The 21,895-nt window shown below is 31.6% G+C and carries 19 protein-coding genes; 10 read left to right on the plus strand and 9 right to left on the minus strand.

The window, feature by feature from the left end:
- The first annotated feature begins 127 nt into the window (after positions 1-127).
- From MSWAN_RS06235 to MSWAN_RS06250, 4 genes are all read left to right on the plus strand, one after another.
- Positions 128-688: a UbiX family flavin prenyltransferase gene (locus tag MSWAN_RS06235; RefSeq protein ID WP_013825774.1), complete on the plus strand. Its 561-nt coding sequence runs from the start codon at positions 128-130 to the stop codon at positions 686-688.
- A complete protein-coding gene (gene cbiT / locus MSWAN_RS06240) occupies positions 685-1,248 on the plus strand; it encodes a precorrin-6Y C5,15-methyltransferase (decarboxylating) subunit CbiT (protein ID WP_013825775.1) in 564 nt (187 codons plus the stop codon). Before MSWAN_RS06235 ends, cbiT begins: the two co-directional genes overlap by 4 nt.
- 242 nt (positions 1,249-1,490) lie before the next feature.
- Positions 1,491-2,255, plus strand: coding sequence for a hypothetical protein (locus MSWAN_RS06245; RefSeq protein WP_013825776.1), 765 nt, complete (start codon positions 1,491-1,493; stop codon positions 2,253-2,255).
- A gap of 98 nt (positions 2,256-2,353) precedes the next feature.
- A complete protein-coding gene (locus tag MSWAN_RS06250) occupies positions 2,354-2,599 on the plus strand; it encodes a pseudomurein-binding protein (protein WP_048187964.1) in 246 nt (81 codons plus the stop codon).
- A 312-nt stretch (positions 2,600-2,911) separates the two neighbouring features.
- Here MSWAN_RS06250 and MSWAN_RS06255 read toward each other — a convergent pair whose 3' ends face one another.
- On the minus strand, positions 2,912-3,556 hold the full coding sequence (locus MSWAN_RS06255) for a thymidylate synthase (RefSeq protein ID WP_013825778.1): 645 nt from the start codon (positions 3,554-3,556) through the stop codon (positions 2,912-2,914).
- A 364-nt stretch (positions 3,557-3,920) separates the two neighbouring features.
- On the minus strand, positions 3,921-4,571 hold the full coding sequence (locus tag MSWAN_RS06260; RefSeq protein WP_013825779.1) for a molybdenum cofactor guanylyltransferase: 651 nt from the start codon (positions 4,569-4,571) through the stop codon (positions 3,921-3,923).
- Positions 4,572-5,655: 1,084 nt separating this feature from the next.
- On the opposite strand from MSWAN_RS06260, the gene MSWAN_RS06265 reads away from it, so the two are divergent.
- Entirely contained in the window at positions 5,656-6,429 is a 774-nt protein-coding gene (locus MSWAN_RS06265; RefSeq protein WP_013825780.1) for a hypothetical protein, read from the plus strand.
- A gap of 880 nt (positions 6,430-7,309) precedes the next feature.
- On the opposite strand, the gene MSWAN_RS06270 is transcribed toward MSWAN_RS06265, so the two are convergent.
- From MSWAN_RS06270 to MSWAN_RS06285, 3 genes are all read right to left on the minus strand, one after another.
- The gene (locus MSWAN_RS06270) at positions 7,310-8,185 is read right to left on the minus strand and encodes a nucleotidyltransferase domain-containing protein (protein WP_227716949.1); all 876 of its coding nucleotides are present in this window, start codon (positions 8,183-8,185) and stop codon (positions 7,310-7,312) included.
- A gap of 598 nt (positions 8,186-8,783) precedes the next feature.
- Entirely contained in the window at positions 8,784-10,271 is a 1,488-nt protein-coding gene (guaB, locus tag MSWAN_RS06280; protein WP_013825782.1) for an IMP dehydrogenase, read from the minus strand.
- Positions 10,272-10,410: 139 nt separating this feature from the next.
- A complete protein-coding gene (locus tag MSWAN_RS06285; protein WP_013825783.1) occupies positions 10,411-11,124 on the minus strand; it encodes a (5-formylfuran-3-yl)methyl phosphate synthase in 714 nt (237 codons plus the stop codon).
- Positions 11,125-11,599: 475 nt separating this feature from the next.
- Between MSWAN_RS06285 and MSWAN_RS06290 the strand changes: the two genes are divergently transcribed.
- Positions 11,600-11,938, plus strand: coding sequence for a hypothetical protein (locus MSWAN_RS06290; protein WP_013825784.1), 339 nt, complete (start codon positions 11,600-11,602; stop codon positions 11,936-11,938).
- A gap of 397 nt (positions 11,939-12,335) precedes the next feature.
- Positions 12,336-13,418, plus strand: a complete 1,083-nt coding sequence (locus tag MSWAN_RS06295) for a hypothetical protein (protein ID WP_013825785.1) — start codon at positions 12,336-12,338, stop codon at positions 13,416-13,418.
- A 47-nt stretch (positions 13,419-13,465) separates the two neighbouring features.
- Here MSWAN_RS06295 and MSWAN_RS06300 read toward each other — a convergent pair whose 3' ends face one another.
- A complete protein-coding gene (locus tag MSWAN_RS06300; RefSeq protein ID WP_013825786.1) occupies positions 13,466-14,668 on the minus strand; it encodes an LUD domain-containing protein in 1,203 nt (400 codons plus the stop codon).
- Positions 14,655-15,377, minus strand: a complete 723-nt coding sequence (locus tag MSWAN_RS06305; RefSeq protein ID WP_013825787.1) for a (Fe-S)-binding protein — start codon at positions 15,375-15,377, stop codon at positions 14,655-14,657. The genes MSWAN_RS06300 and MSWAN_RS06305 overlap by 14 nt, the downstream gene beginning before the upstream one ends.
- A gap of 478 nt (positions 15,378-15,855) precedes the next feature.
- Here MSWAN_RS06305 and MSWAN_RS06310 point away from each other — a divergent pair, with 478 nt between their 5' ends.
- Both MSWAN_RS06310 and MSWAN_RS06315 read left to right on the plus strand, forming a co-directional pair.
- Positions 15,856-16,728, plus strand: a complete 873-nt coding sequence (locus MSWAN_RS06310) for a glycosyltransferase family 2 protein (RefSeq protein ID WP_013825788.1) — start codon at positions 15,856-15,858, stop codon at positions 16,726-16,728.
- Between the two features lie 162 nt (positions 16,729-16,890).
- A complete protein-coding gene (locus MSWAN_RS06315; RefSeq protein WP_013825789.1) occupies positions 16,891-18,120 on the plus strand; it encodes a GDP-mannose 4,6-dehydratase in 1,230 nt (409 codons plus the stop codon).
- Positions 18,121-18,157: 37 nt separating this feature from the next.
- Here the strand turns inward: MSWAN_RS06315 and MSWAN_RS06320 are convergent, their stop codons facing one another.
- Positions 18,158-18,829 carry a class I SAM-dependent methyltransferase gene (locus MSWAN_RS06320; RefSeq protein ID WP_013825790.1) on the minus strand — a complete coding sequence of 224 codons (672 nt, stop codon included), beginning with the start codon at positions 18,827-18,829 and terminating at the stop codon, positions 18,158-18,160.
- A gap of 354 nt (positions 18,830-19,183) precedes the next feature.
- Here MSWAN_RS06320 and MSWAN_RS06325 point away from each other — a divergent pair, with 354 nt between their 5' ends.
- A complete protein-coding gene (locus MSWAN_RS06325) occupies positions 19,184-20,605 on the plus strand; it encodes a flippase (protein ID WP_013825791.1) in 1,422 nt (473 codons plus the stop codon).
- Positions 20,606-20,768: 163 nt separating this feature from the next.
- On the opposite strand, the gene MSWAN_RS06330 is transcribed toward MSWAN_RS06325, so the two are convergent.
- On the minus strand, positions 20,769-21,869 hold the full coding sequence (locus tag MSWAN_RS06330) for a glycosyltransferase family 4 protein (protein ID WP_013825792.1): 1,101 nt from the start codon (positions 21,867-21,869) through the stop codon (positions 20,769-20,771).
- Positions 21,870-21,895: the final 26 nt, after the last annotated feature.

The raw sequence follows: 21,895 nt of genomic DNA on the forward strand, positions 1-21,895 counted from the left end.
TGAATTAATGAATATCAAATATTCATTTAATTTAGTTATCTGAGATTGAATTTAAGATTAAATTTAATTATCATTACAGTAATAATTAATATAAGCTAATTATTAAAGATAAAAATGGCGTGATGAAATGATAGTGATTGCAATTACAGGTGCAAGTGGCGTTGCTTATGGAGTAAGACTTCTTGAAGTCTTATCTGAAATTGGAGAGGAAACAGCTCTTGTTGTAACAGACCCTGCAAAGATAATTCTTAAATATGAATTGGGAATTGAAGAAGATCAAATTAAGGGACTTGCATCTGAATATTACCAACCCGGTGATCTTACAGCATCTATAAACAGTGGATCGTGCAGATTCAAATCCATGGTAATTGTTCCGTCCACCATGAAAACAATAGCAGCAATAGCGAACGGTTATGCGAACAATGCAGTGACAAGGACAGCTGATGTTGCACTTAAAGAACATAGAAAACTTGTACTGGTACCAAGAGAAACTCCTTTAAGAGCCGTACACCTTGAAAACATGCTTAAAATAGCTAGAGAAGGAGGTATAATACTCCCTGCAATGCCGGCATTTTATAACAAACCAGAAAACATTGATGAGATGATTGATTTCATCACAGGCAAAATCCTCGATGTCCTGGGAATAGATAACGACCTTTTCAAACGATGGCACGGAGAGAAACCATGATACCTGATCGAGAATTTATAAAAACTCCTGAAGTTCCAGGTCCAACAAAGGAAGAAGTCAGATGCATTGTTATGTGCAAATCAAAGATATTAAAAGGGGATGTAGTTGCAGATATAGGGTGTGGAACCGGTGGGATAACCGTTGAATTTGCAAGAAAAGCTAAAGAAGTTTATTCTATTGATAGAAATCCAGATGCCCTTGAAGTCACCGAAAAAAACCTTAAAAAACATGGACTCCTGATCAAAGCCAATCTTCTGGAAGGGGATGCCCTTGAGGTCATGGATGAAATTCCTGATTTAAATGTCCTTATGGTGGGTGGAAGCAACGGAGAACTATCATCAATAATAAAAAAAGGATATAAAAAACTCAAAGATGGTGGCAGAATCATTGTAACATCCATACTCCTTGAAACTCGTGCAGAAGCTGTTAAAACTTTACAAAGTCTTGATATGATCCCTGACGTTGTTGAGGTTTCCATTTCAAAGGGTAAAATTACAAAAAGGGGTACTATGATGATTGCAAACAATCCAATCACAATTATTTCCGCTACGAAAGTTTAGAGGATAAAATTAAATGATTAAATAGCGGATAAAATCAAATAGAAGAGTAAATAGAGGATTAAATTAATAAATAAAGTAATTAAGACAAATTTGATTAATTAAAATTAGATAAATTATTAATTTTTTATATTTTAAAGCTAAATTTTAAATACCATATATCTAAACAATTATCCATTGCTTTAAACAGACAAATTGTGTTAAATTTTTTTGTTTTTTAAAAAAAGTAAGAGGTAAAGGAATTTATGAAATTTCGTGGATGGAGAGTTCGTATAGGCTTATTACTGGTTTTAGCATCTGCAATTCTTTACGCAACCAACTTTTTAATTTTCCATGATACACATGATTTGTTTTTTTACATCAGCATTGACATTGCATTTGTACCTATCGAGGTTCTATTGGTTGTAATGGTTATAGAAGCAGCCATAGGTGAAAGAGAGAAAAATATAATGCTTGAAAAGCTCAACATGGTGATAGGGGCTTTTTTCAGCGAAGTTGGAACAGATTTATTGAAGGATATTTCTGAATTTGACTCCAGATCTGGAGAAATAAAAAAAAGCCTTATAATAAAAGATAACTGGTCCCAAAAAGATTTCCTTGAAGCTGAAAAATTTATAAACGATTACAACTACAAGCTCGATATTGAAGGAACGGATCCCAATTCAATATCATTCTTAAAGAATACCCAAAGTTTTCTTATCAATAAAAGAAAATTTTTACTTGCTCTTCTTGAAAATCCAAACCTTTTAGAACACGAAACATTCACAGAACTTTTAAGGGCTGTTTTCCATCTTACAGAGGAACTGGAAAACCGAGAAGATATGACCAAACTACCTGAATCAGATTATAAACACCTTAACTTAGATACAGAAAGGGCATACAATTTATTAATCTACGAGTGGTTGCAGTACATGGAACATTTAATGAACAACTATCCTTATCTATTCTCCCTTGCGCTGAGGACAAATCCATTTGACCCTGATGCAAAAGTTGAGATCCAAGATAGTTGAGATCCAAGATCGAACTAAATTTAGCGAAACCAGAAACATTTCATAAGATATTTATGCAAGTATTACCATATAATCCAAAAACTAGTGTGGTTGATTTAATGGAGAGGTTAACTCTCGAGCAGTATAGAAAAATGGTTGACAAGGTAATTAAGTTTGAAAAGTTGAATGGAGAAATGCCAGAATACACTGTTGTAGATGGTTGCAAAATAGGCAAAAAAAACTACATTGATATGATAGAAACTGTGAACAAGTTCCTCCTTGAAATGGGTCGAAGTCCTGGAATTGTTGAAATTGGATCGAGAAGTGGAACAGATTACAGTGAATGCGAATTTTTAATTCGATAGATCATATCAAATCCAATAAAATAATTGGCCTTAAGAATCTCCTTTCACCTTAATATTGTCTAACTAGGGTCATCTTTGATATCCTGATTGTTTTTCATATTCAATTGATCTTGATATTATTTGGGATATTCAATTTGGTATTTTAATTCCTTATTTTTTTATGTTGCAAAAAAAACTAATACAAAAAAAGATACTGTTAAATGGATATAAGAAGCCTTAAAGGATAATAACACTCCTTAAACATAGAATACATTCTATTTATTCTTTTTAAACCTTAATCTAATTGTTTAATTATTGCTTTAAATTAAACGCTCAAAACTTGGAAGCATCCTTAAAATTATTTTCGTAGATGTGTGCACTGATGGAATGGATTGTAATTGGCCCTAAAGTCACTTTAACAGCACCTGCAACGTGATCTGCAAGCCCACTAAGCCCAAAAAAGTTAGGAATCCATGCTCCATATATATCCTGACTTCTCCAGAGTGCTGTGGTATAAAGCTTATTTTTTCTTATCTTAAAGTCAACAAGAATCATGCACGGAATTTCATCCTGATAATGGTCAATAGAAGGGTCAAATGCTGTCATAGTTGCTCTTCTTGTCGTTTTATTCTCCCTTAAACGTTTTATAACAGCCTCAATCTGGTCAGTTTTAACACGATAAATGTTTTTACCAACCTTGAATCCAAAATGTTCCCTCAGCCGGTTACCATAGGTATATGCAAACCCCTGACCATCAGGGTCTAAAAACTGTTTTTTATACCGTTTAAGCTTTTCACCAGTCCAGAAATAGCCTTCAGGCGGTTTTGAAATTGAAGGTTCTTCAACTATTACAACAACATTTAAAAGCTCTTTTGTGACAGAATCCCGTTCATCTTCCAGTTGAATCCCATTTTTCATAACTTGCTTTACGATCATTTTCCATGCATCTTCAGCTGTGGCTGTTTTAATTGTAACCATATTATCTTCCTTTAAAATTCTTTTTATATTATTATTTCCATTACAATCCATAACCCCTTAGCCAATACCAAAAAAATCTTGTATGGACATAAATCTAATTTAATGTTGCTCCATTACTATTTTATTATTTACTATTCAAAAAAATTCAAAAGATTTATTTATGAGAACTGAAAAGGAGAGAAAATTAGGATATTCAGATTAAAAGAAGGGATAAGAAAGTAGATAAGAAAAGAACTGAAAAATAATTGACAGATAATAGGAACCATAATGATATTAAAACTAATAAAATAATTCAAATACTATTAAAACTAATTCAAATACTAATTAAAACTTAAAAACTAGTTCTCATCCAATAACTCAAATATTATTCATCCTTCTTAACATCATCCATCCTGTTCATATTCTGAAAACTCCTACCAGTTTTATCAAGAGACTCAACAGCAACGAATTTAACATTTATCATCTCAATTAAAGATTTAACATTCCTCAAATCATCTTTAAGGATTTTTTCAATCTTTTCTTTGTTATCTTTTTTATAAATGGAATGTAATGGTTCTACACGACCGTCAGGCCATCTTGGAACAACAGCATCAAATCTACTTCCATCTTCACCTTTATCTTCATCATAAAAACTGAAAATCTTCAAAACAAATGATTTTGAAACAAATGGAGAATCACAAGGTAAAACAAGGGCTTCATCTGATTTTATAAGTGAAAGACCTGTTAATATGCCCACAAGTGGCCCCTGATCCTTTATAATATCTGTACAAATTTTAAGGTCTATTTTAAAATTTGATTTTAGGTCGGAATTTAGATCAATTTCAAAGGATTTTAAAATCTTTTTATATGCATCAATCTGCTTTTCATCCCTTAAAACAAGCACAACTTCATCTACAACATTTTCGACAGCTTCAAGGACATGTAGCACCATTGGTTTGCCTTGAATGAGCATTGATCCTTTATCTTTTCCCATCCTCTGACTCAGACCACCACAGAGTATTATACAAGATTTCATGGTTTTTCATCTCAATTTGAGGATATATTTGATCTCAAACTTTTAATCAACTAATTCTGGTTCTCTAGATCTTACGAAGTTCCCTGAGTACAAGATACATATTATATTATTCTATAGATTTTTTTAATACAATATATCATAAACCCCAAAATATTGGACAATGCTTCGATCCAAATATAACTACTCATACTCCTCCAATACTATTAATTTAGTGTATACAATATTTAAATTTTATTAACTAAAAAACAGCTTTTTTTAAAGGAATATTAAAAACCATTCCCTTTTATTCAATGGAAAAACAAGCCTTTCACTAAGTTGAAAGAAAAATAAACAGCAAATAAATTAAAATGACATCAAAAACTTAGACTCCAAAAACATTGGGACAACTTACAAAATTTACAACCACTTTTTCTTAATTTGACTTGAATTGTACGAATAATCTATATTTAGCCTTAAATTATTTTACTATATATTTTTACGTTTGACAATGTCGGAAAATGCTGGAAAATGTCGGAAAATGTCGTTTTCTTTATAAAACCATTATATAATCCGAAACATTCATATATGAAGATATGCATAATTGGTATTAAGAAATGGAGGACTTAAAGAATTTTAGTTATAGAAATAATGGTTTTAACCAGGTAGAAATGTACATACTGTTTTTATATGCTGTAGTGATCAAGAATTAAGTACTAATGAGACTGATATTCTCTATTTTGGACATGATATATCTCCTCACAAAGAAATTCTGGAAGAGTTTGAAATTTTCGACGAAATCCAAGCATATAAAAATAAAAAAATTTTTACCTCAAAACCAAGTAAATCTGACCATTATGGCCCTGATATTATTTATCCTAATCATTTTTCGCCACATGATATAGGAATAATTAGTTTAGTCACGTCAGAACCATTTAAACTGATGTTTTTTATACTAATATTTGAAGAACAAAGCTTAACTATTCAAAAGGTGATTATAACTAGAGTAAGTGATGTATCAATTGAACAAGTTGATTTACAATTTAAGCCGTATATTGGTGGAAATTGAATTATATCATATTATTTTCAAGTGTGTTGAGGGATTTAAGTGAATATATTGGATTGGTTACAAGCTTATAGTGGATTATTATCATTTATATCAAGTATTATACTTGTTGTAGTAACGGGAATCTATGTTTATTTTACTAAAAAAATTATGGATACAAGTATTCGTCAATCTAATTTAGTTAGTAATCCTGTAGTTGGTATTAAACTTGGAAATATGGGAATTAGCACTGTATTTGGCCCATCACGTCGAAATATGGATATTGGATTAAACTTAACAAATGTCGGGAATGCCCCAGCAATTGAAGTTTTAGTTGATGCTGAGATAGAGTATCAATATACAAATATAAATGGAGAAAAAATTATTCCTGCTAGATTTGAACCATCTTCAATTCCATTTATCCGTCCAGGGGAAGAAGTATTAGAAGAAAACCAGCATAATCCTACTTTTGGAAACACTTGTATCGCTCATTTATTTGATGATAAACGTGAAAATTCTCGTCTCAATATTCATAGGATTGAAAACAATCCAAGAAAATATCCTTATCCTCATTCAATTTTAAGAGTTTATATATATTATCGGAATAATTTAGGGCAGTATTTTGAAAGTACTTATGAAACTCAATTTGATGTAGGTAACTCTATAAGAAAAGCAGGAGAGCCTCTAGATTTTATTCCACCTGCAGATGATGAAACTTGTGAATTAAGACAAATATTTATTCCTAGGCCCATATTTCATTCTGGTCCAATAAAAAAAGAAAAAATGGAAAAAGAAATAATCCATAGAGACTCTAAACGGAATTTATGTGGATGGTAAGAGTTTATTATAAAGTGTTGTAGCTGGATTTTTACAAATATCTTCCGTTGTATTTTTCAAAACTATGTTTTTAATATTATCATTATCTTCATTATATTTCCAGAAAGTATATTCCTATCAATATATAAGTTCGTTAAACCGCTCATAACGAAGTATTGTTTAAAAAACAATTTATAGAATCTTATATTAAAAATAGAACAATATAAATGGATGTATAGTTTTTAGGAAAATCAGTTAACAACAGGATGAATCGTGAGATTCTACAAGAGTAATCTTCTAAATAGCCATCTCGAAAAAGTGTATGAGATCCAGAATGTTTTTTAAATATAGATGGCAAGATATGAATTGCACGGAGCGATTTCTGTTTTTGGATGGATTTTTGTAGTTTTAGGCACTGTAATTTTATTTTTTTAGGTTTTCTGTGTTTTTTTATAATGTTAAATTTTTTTAGATGTTTTTGCGAATTTAAGTGATGAATTTTATTTTTTAAGCTGTTTAATATTTTTTGGTTTTTATGGACTTGAAGTAGTTGAACAGACCAAGATCAGCGAAAATTAAGCAGCATTACTAATTGTTTAATATATTGCTCATTAAAGAGGAACTGGATAAATAACTAGAGTAAAATAAGAGTTTATGAGTTTATTTAAAAGCAGTTTTGAGCGAATATGCAGGCAGGAAAGTGAAGATGATTGATTAATATTATAATCGGCATAATTGTTATTGCTGTAACTTCTTATTTATTATATCCTGTTTTACGTCATGAAACCACAAAAATAACTAAAAATAATGGTTTTAACTACTATTTTAGTTGGTCTAGCTAATATAATTGGTGAATTTGCTTTTTAAATAGTCATTTTTTCTATTTTTTAATAAATCTTGATTAGCCATAATGTGGAAATTCATAGTTGAATAAAAGATGCCACCAAGAAAATGCATCCATAATTTTATCATTATCTTCCGCATCTTTAGCATTTTTAGCGCGACTATAAGCTGTAGATAACTTTGAAAGAGATTCTTCCTTCTTTTTTTCAGTTGAGCAAGGTTCTATATAACCACATATACCCTGAGGGTCCTGCATAGAAGATAATTTTGTATCTAGCAGTGATTTAAATATATTCCTTATATCCCACGAGTAAATTATGGGAAAATTCGAAGATGCATATTTAGCCACACGCATTTCTAGATAGAAAGAAGAAATAGGAACATTTTGATAATATTTCCAAGCCTTTATAAATCTAATAAGTGGCTTAACTTTTCCATTACCTTTTGAATTGATCTCATTTACATATTCAATATGTTTTCTAGGGTTAGAAAGCATCCAACCTCCAGATCCGTCAGCAATTTTATAAATTAAGTTATCATTATCATCAAAAAGTGAAGTTGTAGGGATAACCTCGGTAGATTCAGATGCATCTGTTCCAAAAGGAACTAAAACTCCAGGAGTTCTAACAGAAACTCCAGTTTGAGGAAAACGATTATTCAATACCTCTCTAACTTCTCTTAAAGCATATGTGGAGTTAGTATTCATTTTAGATGGGGGTATATTTGCAAAATAATCAACATCACTATATCCTCTTATACTTGTTCCATTACCAAAAGAACCTGTTCTAAAAAAATTCCAAATTCCATATTTACTTTCAAGAGCGCTCTTTATAGAATTCCTATGATTTTTAGCAGCCTCAGATTCTTTTAAAGTTGGGGTAAGTTTCTTATGAAATTCATTAAATCCACTTTGAACAGTAGTAGCCATATTCATCACTCATCCCCATTATTTTTCCCAAAATTTTTATTAAAATCTTCAACCATATGTTCCATAGCAACCTTATTACTTTCTTCTTGCCTTCATGAATTAATTCATTTCTTTTTTTATGTAAAAAATGAATTCTTTTACTTAAAAAAGGATCATTACGATATAATTTGACTATATTTTTCATTATATTCAACATTTGGCCATCATTTTTCTTGCCTGACACTTTAAGGAGATATACATTAAGCTATCAATAAACTAGAAATAACCATGAATTACATAAATATTATATTAGAAACTTAAGTTCGTTAAATTTCTCTATAACGCATCAAAAATATTTAAACTTAATTTTAAATTTAAAACCAATAATTAAATTCATAAATACATTTAATTAAAAAAATGAACTACATTTTTTCGTTTTAATACTTAATTATTTGATTTTAAAATTTCAAAAAAACAACTCAACATTTAATGAACTCATATTATAATGAAACTCGTATTAATATAAATTCAAGAGTTCCATGGATTCTAATCCATACTAAAAAAAATAGAAAAACCCGGGAAAATATTTAATATAAACGAATATTCAAATATTTCTCTTTTTGGCTTAGATAAGCCTTGTTGTTGGATAGTTAGGGCTTTCGTTTGTTATTGTTATATCGTGGGGGTGGCTTTCTGCCATACCTCCTGCTGTGATCCGAACGAACTTGGCTTTTTCCTGCATTTCTTTAATATTATTTGCACCGCAGTAACCCATCGAAGCTTTAAGACCACCAATCAGCTGGAATAAAACCTCATTTACAGGTCCTTTGTAGGGTACAACTCCTTCAACCCCTTCAGGCACAAGTTTAGCATGTTTCATTGGTCCTTTAACATCCTGGAAGTATCTGTCTGTTCCTGCACCTACTCCACCAGTCATGGCTCCAAGGGATCCCATTCCTCTGTATTGTTTGAATTTACGGCCGTTCATTATAACAACATCCCCAGGAGATTCATGGGTTCCAGCAAGCAAACTTCCAAGCATTACAGCATCAGCACCAACAGCTATAGCCTTTGCAACATCACCAGAGTATCTTAAACCGCCGTCTCCTATTACAGGAACATCGTAGTCTTTTGCAACATCTGCAACATCAGATATGGCGGTGAGCTGTGGGACTCCCACTCCGGCTATTATCCGGGTTGTACAAATGGATCCCGGACCTATTCCTACCTTAAATCCATCTACTTCTGCAGCCATGAGGTCTTCTGCTGCTTCTTTGGTTGCTATGTTACCCATGAGCAAATCTGCATCTATATTTTCCTTCATGGTCTTTGCAAACTCAACAATTTCAGGTTTATGAGCGTGTGCACAGTCTATTGAGATTATATCCGCTCCTGCTTCATCAAGTGCTATTGCACGTTCCAGATCGAAGGGTCCTGTTGCAGCTGCAACCAAAAACCTTCCCTTTTTGTCTCTTGATGCATTTGGGAATTTTTTACGCTCAAGTATGTCCCGCATGGTAACTATACCCACTATTTTCCCCTTTTGAACAACTGGAAGTCTTTCTACCTTGTTTTCATACGCAACATCCAGTGCCTCTTCGGGCGTGGTTGACTCTTCAATGGTTACAACTTCTTCAGTCATTATGTCCCTTACTTTCTTTTGAGAGTCTGAATTTAAAATTGGTTTTATGTCCCTTCTACTTATTATTCCAATTACAATTCCATCCATCACAACAGGAAGTCCGCTTATTTCCTCTTCATCCATTATATTCTGGGCTTCTTTTATGGATTCTTCTGGACTGATTGTTATAACATCCCTTATTGTAAGGTCTCCGGAGAGTTTAACCTTATTTATCTCTCCAATTTGCTCGCTTATGGTCATGTTTCTGTGTATTATTCCTAAACCACCTTCTTGAGCCAGAGCTATGGCCATCTCTGCTTCTGTCACAGTGTCCATCGGTGAGCTGACAATTGGAATATTAATGTAATGATTTTTTGAAACACGAGTCTTTGTTACAACATCCTTAGGTTCAACAGAAGATACTGAAGGCACCATTAAAAAATCGTCGAATGTATAACCATTTGGGGCATTTTTTAATTTTTCTGAAAACATATAGTTACCTCCAACCTGTAAAAAGGTTGATTATTTTTAAAAATGATCGAAAACAAAATATCTTAGGATAAATTTTGAGTATACAATTATCCCATAAGATATATTTGCAAATTTTTCTTAAATATTATATTTCAATCCTTTAAAAGTTTTCTATCATTTTCTTCAATTTACTTACAGCACTTCTGTGAATCTTACCTGTATTACGGTCTCCACCCACACAAGCTGCACCCCTGATACCAACAATATCACAGCCAATGTCATAGAGCATTTCAAGCTGTTCTGCTTTCACAGAACCTGCAAGGGCGACTTTGAGGCCATATTTATGAGTATCATCTGTAAATTTGGTTAGAGCATCTTTATCCATGAAGTCAAAGAGTGTTTTACCGTCTTTAACTGCAGTATCCACCATTGCAATATCTGCACCGGATTCTGCAGCAACCCGAGGTATTTCCATTGGATCAACCGCACCAACCCTGTGGGCATCAGCATATCCAGATGCAACAACCAGCGCATCGTGATCAAATTCCCTAACAGATTTTACAACATTTTTCATAACTTCAAGAGCTTCATCATAGTTCTTTGTTCCATAAAGCCCAACTTTTATGTAATCTGCTCCTGAAACAACAGCTCCCGCAGCTGCAAGAGAAACTGTTCCAGGTTTGTAAGGCACGTCTCCAATTGTTGCACTAACGTGCATCGCTTCAGGAGTTAACTCCCTGATACTTTTTATTACCCATGGAAAATTTGCACCCAATGAACCTTCTTTTGGATTTTTAACATCAATTATATCAGCACTACCTTCTACGGCTTCCAGTGCTTCTTCAGTATTTATTGGACTGATTAAGAGAAGCAAATTTTATACCTCCTATTTTTAAATAAAACTACTATTTTCTATACTTATATCTTGTAAGCCCATAAAAATTATATGATAACTAAGGTTATCAAAGACAACCATATAAACATTGTTCTCATTAAGAATCAATGAAATAAAACACCAAAAAAATCATTTTTTATCTTGTTTAAGTCCAACAGAAATTTTTATTTATAAAAAATATTATATTCCACTATTAACCTAATTTGATTCAACTTTTAACCTAATTTAACCTACTAAAAAATGGAAATATGGAAATTATTAAACATTTGCAATTCTGGGAAACCCTCAACTGGGATAAGATGGAAAATATGTAACTTCTATTACTTCTCAACTGCTCCTCCCCAATGAGGATATTATTCTTATTTTCATAAATAATCTTAACTTAATTCAATTTTCGTGGATAAGTAAAGTGGATAGGTAAATATATAAAAAAAGAAAAAGGAAGATGTGAAATATGGTGAGAAGAATACAAAATAATAAAAATCAAGGATGGGAAGAGGTTAAAGATCCTGAAGATAGTATCTGGAGACCTGAGGCCATAGGTGATGAAATTAGTGGAATTTATTTATGCAAAGAGACTGATGTTGGAATATATCATAGTAATAAATACACATTGGAAACTGATAATGGAGAAGTAGATGTTTTTGGATCGGCAGTGTTAGATAAGAAATTTGATGACATTCCAATTGGTTATGAAGTGAAAATAATTTATCAAGGCGAAAAACCAAGCAAACCCCCAAAGAAACCATTTAAATTATTCCAGGTATTTAAAAGATCTGTTAATCCAGATTAAAGGAAGTGATTAAAAAAGCGTTGAGTTGGGAGTGTTGAAAATTTAAAGGAATGATATATCTTATCTTTTAATTTGGGATAAATTTAAGGATGTTATTTTCAATTAATATAATAAAAAAAACTTTAGATTTACAGAACGTCCTATTTTTTAAAGATTTAAAATTAGTCTTCTTTGAAAGAGTATATTATAAACACGCATTAGAATAAGTAGTTAAAGTATATTTATTTTGAGTAGATATCTTTAAAGCAGATATGTTTAAATAATTAAATTTAACAATAATTAAATTTCTTTACAATCAAATTATCTTTACCAATCACAGATTATCTTTACAATCAAATTAATTAAAAAAATAACATAAAACTAGTTATACTAAATCTAAGGGACTTGGAGTAATATAATGTTTTTAGTAGCTCAGAATAATCTTGAATTTATACTGGAAATTGCAATCATAATACAGATAGGGATAGTGTTATTTTTTAATATATTAAAAATGTCATTGAGCCGTGTGCTCTCCTTTTCATTAATTTTAGGGATTGGAATTACACTTCTTTTTAGTATGGATACATTAGGTTTGTTCATATCGTCATTGGGTTTCCATGAGTTTACACACACCTATGGTCCCATAGCACTTATGGTAATTGTAACCTCGTTGGCTGCTTTACCAATGATGGAAAATGTCGGAATAAGAGTAAGAAACCTCAGAGGGTTTATATACCTTCTTATGATCATTATAACAATTGTTGGGGGATTAATGCACAGGGATTTCCTTATGTTATGGTTAATGGGTTTATTTATAGGATTTTTACTAATTTCAAAATCCTTCCGTCAAAAATCATTTTTAACAGTCAAAAGGGTCATTGCTGCAATTGTAATTGTTGCTTTAGCATTTGGTTCACTTGAAGCAGTATCAAGACTGCTTTCCATGACCATATTGAGTCCTGTAACAAGGATAGAACGAATTTATGGGAATGCAATACCCAGCTTACAGCTGGTTATCCAGAATACAACGTTATTTGGTCATGTTCAGGGTTCATCATACTGGGGATCTGCTGATCTTGGAAGTTCAAGCGGTTACTTAGCACTTCCAATATCATTTATTTTGGCTTTTGGACTTCCTCTTCAGGTATTTTATGGAGTACTATCCACAAAAAAAGATGTAATAGATTACTTCCTACCCGGAATTTACGGAGTTGGATTTGACTTTGGATATGTGGCGCTTGTGCTTTTACTCATCTGGTGTGTTTTTGTAATTGTTTTAGGATTAAAAATACTCACCATATACAGAGAAAAAAGAGAAAAAGGAAACAAACGTCTCCTTGGAAGAGAAGCACTCCTCATAGGATCTGTTACAGCATTTGCAGCCCAAGCAATACTCGGACTATTCATACAGAACCGTGGAATAAACGGAACAGCAATGATAACATTCATGTTCCTAAGCGGCATGGTGCTTGCACACGCTTTGATCGTTAAAAGGAGTTAATTAAAAAAGTTAAAATAAAATACCCAACTAATAAAAAGGATACCAAACTAGAAGGGCGAGCCCTTCTTTTGGATCTTATGTGCAATTTTAGAGTGTTCTTCACAAAAAATATCAGATTCAACAGATTCTTTTCTTAATTTTTCGATTAATTGATTGGTTTTAATGCCAACAGGGCATTCTAATGTACATAAACCACATAAAGTGCATGTGAAGAGACCTGAATCAAAGCAAGATTTCTGATCTTCTACGAAACGGCTGAAAACCACACCTCTACCACCTAAATACCGTCTGTATCCAAAATCATATCCAACAGCATTGTAAATTGGACATGAGACAATACAGCTGCCACAGCCAATACATAAAAGGCATTCGCCACCTTCATCAATTGCACGGCTTCTTCCATTATCAAGGAGTATCACAACTACCCTTTTAGCGCCGTACATATCCTTCAAAAGCACTTTTTCAATGTCTGCTGTTTGTGAAGGGCCAGATATAACATTCATATATGCTGGTGTTGTTTGTCCGGTTGCGTATATGGTTTCCAGTTTTACAATTGATACTGCTTCTTCTATGGTTTTGACGAATTTATCTATACCCACAATCACAATATGGGTGTCCAGCATTGATACAAGGCTTATGTTGCCCTCGTTGTGGACTGTTATTATGGAACCATCTTCTGCTGCAACTGAATTTGCACCTGTAATTCCAACTTTACATTTTGAAAGCTTATCAAGAATGTCCGATTTAACTATATTTAATATGGCTCGGGGTTCAGGTTTCACATCCTGATTAAATTCATCTGAAACTATTTCAGATATTTTTTTGACATTTAAATGAGAAGCAGGTGCAGTAGGGTGGGAAGATCTGTTTTCAGGACCAAACTGGACAATTCTATCACCTAAATCAGTTTCAAGAACCTCAACACCATTGTTTTCAAGGAACTCTGAAAGCCTTATTTCCCCAGCAGTATTTGATTTGGACTTTGCAACCATTGATTCATCTTTAACTATATCATATATGGCTTCAAGAGCATTTTTAGAAGTTTCAGCTAATATAACTTCCATCCCATTTTTTTGAAGCTTTTTTATTCCAATATCCATCAATTCATCAAGGTTTGAGATTGAATACTGCCTTATTTCCTTAACCTTGTCTTTAAGTTCGAGAGTTCGCTCATCATTAAGAATGTGGGACCTCCTCTCAGTTAGTATCCCAAATGACCTGTTCATTACTTCAATCTCAGACTTCTTCATCTTCAAACTCCATTAATATGATTTCCGATACATCTAAAACTCTGGAAATATTTGTACTTTCTTTTTTATTTTTTTTAAAAATTTCAAGGGCATTTTTAAGGTTCAAAATACAAAAAGAACAGGATGTTACAATTAAATCTGATCCTGTGTTTTCTGCGTCTTTAATCCGTTTTTCTGCAACTTTTAATGCATTCTCTGGAAATGCAGATTTAACACCTGCACCTGCACCGCAACAGCGAGAATGCTCTCTGTTTCTTTCCATTTCAACCAAATTGGCAGTTTTGCTTAAAATTTCCCTTGGCTCATCATAAACCCCACAATGTCGTCCGAGGTGACATGGATCATGGTAAGTGACATTTACGGGATTTTTTTTAACCTTAAGTTTTCCTTTATTGATAAGATCGTTGAAAAACTGGGACGTGTGAACAACATCCAGTTCTACACCCAATAACTTTTTATAATCATTTTTTAAGGTATTGTAGCATCCAGCACAGGATACAAGTATTTTTTCGCCCTTTAGATCATTCAGAGTTTTTTCCATAACATTAAGTGCCTCACTTTGAAATCCAGTCCTTAAAAGAAAGGATCCGCAGCAGGTTTCATCATCAAGAACTCTGTAATCAACACTTGATAATTTTAATATCTTTTCTGTGGCTTGGGATATGTTTCCAAGCTTTTCTCTTACAACACAGCCTCTGAAGTATATCATTTTGGCACCTGATTATTTTATAGTAAACCCTACTTTCAAATTATCTTAACATTTTAAGAATTAAATATGGAATGTACTTTAAATTTTATTGGTAAAGAAAATATTCATTCAAACAACATCAAATCTACTTAAATCTATCCCATTATTTAATATAAAATTTAATGGTAAATAAAACTCATTTTGTAATTTGAATAATTAATGGTTATTATGAGATCCATGAGGGTTATAACATAATTGAGGGCATCAAAAATGAAGAAAAATCCAAAAGCTTCGTAAAAATTCTTTATGAATTTAAAATCAATGAAGTTGAAAACTTATATTTAATTACCAAGGTAATAGTTATATTAAAAATATTTAACTTGCGAGAAATGAATTGAAAGATAATGAATCATTTTACAGATTGTAATCAACCATCCTTAATTTTAAATTGTTCTACTGAACCAGCATTAATTCAATTATTGAATATCGAGGCAATTAAATGAAAAATAATCCTTTAATCTCTATAATTATACCAACTCTAAATTCTGAAAAAACATTAGAACAATGCTTAAAAAGCATTAAAAACCAAAGTTATCAGAATTATGAAATTATAATTGTTGATGGTGGCTCTGAAGATAAAACTATTGGGATTGCAGAAAAATTTAATGCAAAGGTCATTAATGCAAACATCAAAAATATGAGCAAACAGACTAATATTGGCATATCAAACTCTGATGGACTTTATATTTACCGGGTTGATTCTGATGTTATATTAAATCCTAAAATATTAGAAAAAAGCATTGAAAAATGTGAGAATGAAGGATATGATGGAGTTTGTATAAATTGGATCCCTGATGAATCTATAAGTTTCTGGGCTAAAGTCCGGAAAATCGAAAAAGAAAGTTATGTTAAACATCTGAATTATGTTGGAGCCATCAAATATGATAAAAATGTTGCAGGTGCAACATTTTTAAGAAGAGATGTAATAGACTCGGTTGGGGGATTTGAGGAGAATGTACCCACATTTGGGGAGGATTTTGCCCTTTTCAACAAATTGGCTAAAAGTAAGTTTCACTTTGCTGTTATTGATGTTTATGAACTCCATATTGGTGAACCCAAAACCTTAATGGAAGTAGTAAGAAAGAATTTTAGGTACGGACGTGCAGCAAAAACATTTTTAAAAGATCAAGGAACAAAAAAAGGGGCAAAACAATATTCTCCCGCAGGAAGGATACATTTAACCGATGCTTTTAAAAACGCTTTTAAAAATGATAAACGTCTTTTTTTGGGTCTTGCAATATATATATTCGCTTTATACGCCTCGGCGAGTATTGGGTTTATTTATAGTGTTATCAGAAGATCTCAAAACTGAGTGGAGTCCAAAAATACATTATCAAGTTCTAGAGAGAGGATTGTAAACCATCTAATTAGCAAAATAAATATTAAGGAATAATTTTTATATTTATTACATGAATGTTTAAAAGTATATCAAAGTACATGGTATAAACTCAAGAATTATTTTATTGGTGATAAAATGAACTGGAATAATAAAAATGTTTTGATAACAGGTATAAGTGGTTTTGTTGGTTCTTATTTAGCAGAAGAGCTTCTTAAAAATGATTCAAATGTTTTTGGATTGATCAAACGCCGGGCGGATGGGACGAAAGCCAAAAATCTGGTTGATCATGGTATTGACAATGATTTAAAGCTTTTAGAAGGAGATTTAACTGATATAACATCCCTTGCAAATGCTTTAGATGAATCACAACCAGATTATATATTCCACCTTGCAGCACAATCTTTTGTACCGCGCTCATTCAAAAATCCCATGGAAACACAGATGATAAATTCCATAGGAACAGCAAATTTATTGGATGCAATTAGAATAAAAAATTATGACCCTAAAATAGTTTTTGCAGGTTCAAGCGAAGAATATGGGCTTGTGATATCTTCCCCAACCCAGTATCAACAGGCACAAACACAGTACGGCACCATATTTCCTGAACCCGAAAAAATTCCAGAGGTACCTATAAAAGAAACCAATCCTTTAAGACCCATGTCACCATATGCAGTTTCCAAAGTCTATGGAGATTACCTGATGAGAAATTATTACCATTCTTATGGTTTGAATACAGTTGTTTCCAGGGCATTTAATCATGAAGGGGCAGGTAGAGGTTCAATGTTTGTAACATCAGTTATAACAAATCAGGTTATGAAACTGAAGTTTGAAGAAACAGATAAAATAACCATTGGAAATGTGAATGCTTTTAGAGATTGGTCGCATGTGAAAGACATAATAAAGGGTTATATGGTGCTTGCGGAAAACGGTAAATCTGGAGAAGTTTACAATCAGGGATCCATGAGAACAAATTCCATTTTAAGTTATATACTTTTAAGTTTGGAACATGCAGGTTGGAATATAAATAAAATAGAAACATTTAATGGTGAAAAATCTATCACAGATCCAACAGAAAATGATAACGATAAAATTTATGGAATTAAATTTGACAAAACCAAAGTTGACAAAATGATGCTGGAAGGAAACCTGGAATATTCCATTGAAGATAAAGGAATCCTCCTGGATACAGAAAAAGGCACAGTTTCTGTTGAATTTAATCCGGACAGATTCAGACCCGCTGAAGTTCCAATTCTTTTATCTAACACAGAAAAAATACAGAAGATCGGTGCAAAAACAGATTATAAACTGGATGATATAATAAAGGACCAGTTGAACTATTACATAAAAGAAGGGAATAGGGTTTAATGAAAACTCTCTTTTTAAACTTTTTTAACAAAAATAATTACATTTGACACAACAAAAAAATATGTCCTCCAAACACCCATGAAGGTAAAGAATAGTAGAAATTAGGTGAAATAAGAGAACTAAATGGAAAACCTAAAGGCTTAGTAAATATTTTAACCTTTTGGTAACCTGCATTTTTTATAAGTTTAGATAGTGTTAAAGGAGAAAATTCTGAAACATGTGTGGGGTCATAACAAAATTTTATTTTTTTACACCATGTATATGCCTTTAGGAAGTAAGCCCATTTATTGGGACAGGTGATAATTAACTTGCCTCCACAGTTCAAATTATCTTCTCTTAATTTAATCAATGCTCTTTCAGGTTCTTTAAGGTGCTCAATAACATGTTGCATATATATAATATCATATTTTTCTTTTTTTAATTCAAAAATATCTTTACTCTGAAACTTTAGATTTGGATATTTATCAGTTGCTACTATTATAGCATTTTTATTAATATCTACTCCATAAGTTTCGTTATTATACTTTTCTTTCAGTAAATTACAAAATTCTCCTGTGTTACAACCTATTTCTAAAATTTTATCTGTAGATTTAGGTTCATAAAGCTTGAAAATTGCCTTGAACTCCCAATAATCATTTGGATTTCTCTTTTCATGATCTTTCGCATATTCTAAATTATAAGTACTCCATTTGGTTCCTTTATTTCCCATGTTTTATATTAAAAATGTATTAACCAAAATACTTTTCTTTCAATGTATTTCTAATTTTAAATTTTGATCTTATCTAAAAATGAATAAAACTAGGAAATTTTGGAGTAAAAATTTTGAGGGTATATTTTAAGCATAAAAATACGAAAACTCTCGAACATTCAAATAATCTGTAGAAAATGATTTAAAGTTGATTAAAAATACTTTTAAGATATAAGGATTTAGTAAATTATATTTTCAATTAATATTAATATTAATAAGAAATTCTTAAAGTTGAAAATTTTAGAATTTATACTCAAAAAATTATTTTAGTATAGTTTGAGGGTATTACCCAAAAAGACAAATCAAGGGTGTTTTATGAGTAGAATAAGAACTTTAGCAAAAAATACGACTATGTTGTTCGTAGCAAATGTGATAAGTTACTTATTGGGCTTTTTCACAACGTTGTATACTGCCCGATATTTAGGAGTTGAAGGTTTTGGAGTTTTATCCCTGGCCTTATCTCTTACAGGAATTTTTGGAGTTTTTACAGACTTAGGTTTAGGAACTTTAACTACTAGAGAGGTTTCAAGGGATAAATCTCAGGCGAACAGATATATTGGAAATACTGCTGTGATGAAAGTATTTTTGGCTTTTTTAACCTTTGGACTCATTGCTCTGGCAGTGTACATCTTAAATTATCCTCAAACTGTTAAAAACGTTGTATACCTTATTACGTTGTCTGTTATATTCGGAGCATTTACTGGAATATTCAACTCAATATTTCAGGCATTTGAAAAAATGGAGTATATGTCTTTAAACATTATATTGAATGCTGTTTTAATGCTTGCAGGCGTTTTAACTGTAATATATTATGGATTTGACATCATAGCATTAGCATCAGTTTATTTTATTTCCAGTGGGATAATTCTAATTTTAACTTTCTTTATTTATTCATGGAAATTCTTTTTACCTAAAATCCATTTAGATCTAAATTTCTGGAAACCAACCCTTAATGAGGCATCATTTTTTGGATTATCCAGTATTTTAGTTGTTATTTATTTCTATATAGATTCTGTTATGCTGTCGATCATGGTTGGTAATTCTGCAGTGGGAATCTATAACGCAGCATACAAACTGATTTTTGTCTTACTATTCATACCCAGTGTTTTTGTAACGTCTATTTTCCCGTTAATGTCACAACATTTTGAATCCGCCAAAAATCTATTGAAATTAGAATACGAAAAATCTGTTAAATATCTATTTGCAATTGCCATGTTCATATTTGTGTACGGTTTTGTATTTGCAGACAAAATAATTTTGATTATTTATGGAGGAAATTATACAGCATCCATAGCAGCTTTACAAGCATTGATATTCGTTGTGCCAATAATCTTCATAACAAATTTATTTGGCAATATATTAGGAGCGATTAACAGACAAAAAGCAATTACAATTGTTACAGGTGCAAATGCATTGATTAATATAACTTTAAACTTAATTTTAATCCCAAAATTTAGTTATATTGGTGCTTCTGCCGCAACAGTTGCAACCGAAGGGTTAGGATTTATTTTAATGTTCACATATTTATCTAAATATTTTTTCAAAATTTCTCTGACTCAAAATATTTTGAAAACTATATTTAGCAGTATTTTAGTTTTAATATCCGTTTATTACTTGAAAATTAATGTAAACTGGATAACATCAGCCGTTTTCGGATTATTTGCATATGTGTTACTCCTTTACGCTATGAAAATAGTTACAAAAGATGATATAAAAATCTTTAAAGGAATTTTATAATTATAGTTAAGTACCAAAAGTTTTGCATCCTCAGTCCAAATAAACCTGAAAAAAGCAGTTTTCAGATTAAAAAACAGTTTAGTTGGACTCAGTAATTCAACAAGTTTAATAAGTTACTTCTTTAACTATAAAAAATGTGAATAATCTAATTATGTTTAGACCATTACTCAATAATTTTATTGAAAATATTTTCCATTCTTTTGCTGTAGGCTTCCCATGAATAATTTTCCGATATTGTTTCTGAAGTTTTCAGTGTTTTATCCTTGTACTCGTCGTAGTTATCTTTAATTTCCACTATTTTATCAACCAATTGTTTGATGTTCCCAGTTTCAACAACAAAATGATCATCTGGAAGTATATCCTTAACTCCACACTGATCAGAAATTATAGTAGGTATTCCTCCCAGTATAGTTTCTAATGGAAAAATACCCCACGGTTCAGATTCTGGCACAAAAACTGAGATGTCAGCAATATCATATAAATTATATAGCTCTTCATCTGAAATGGAATCATAAAAAAGTATTTCCAAACCATTTTTATCAGCCAAATCAATCATAGATTTTTTTAGAGTCTTTGAAGAAATACCAACGTTCCCCCCAACGAAGTGCATTCTTATATTTGGAATTTCACTTTCAATCAAAGAAAACGCTTTTATAATATCAAGTTGCCTTTTTCGAGGGTGCAAAGGTCCAACGAAAATAGAATTAAAATATCCATCATCACTGTGTTTGATAGGTCTGTACAAATTAACTCCAGATACATTGATTGCTACTTTGTTTTCAGGATAAATTTCCTGGATCATTTCTTGCATTCTGGAATTGAACGCAAGTGTTAAATTGACATTTGAAGTTAAAGATTTATCCATGCTGTAAAAGTTTAATTTATTTAAAGCTGACGAACCATACCTATAGGGTTCATTGCACGTCCATACTGTAGGTATATCTGTAAATTTAGATATCCATTGTGCAGGGTGATTATGTGCATTTACTATATCATGATCTCCAATTTTTGAGCTGATTTTTTTAATTAAATGAACCCATCTAAATTGGTTAAATCCAAAAATACAATTTATAACCCATTTTGTATCTAACGATATTATATTCACATTTTTAAGCAATGAATCAAAAATATAATTTTCTTCTTTTTCAAATGTATAAATTGTAACTTCATGACCCATTTTATTTAAATGATAACTTAATTCACAGACCTGTTTTTCAGCACCCCTCGGATATATTAATTCCGGATGCACAATTCCAATATCCATATTATCAAACCTACATTTATTCAGTT

The sequence above is a fragment of the Methanobacterium paludis genome, from assembly GCF_000214725.1.
GTDB lineage: Archaea > Methanobacteriota > Methanobacteria > Methanobacteriales > Methanobacteriaceae > Methanobacterium_C > Methanobacterium_C paludis.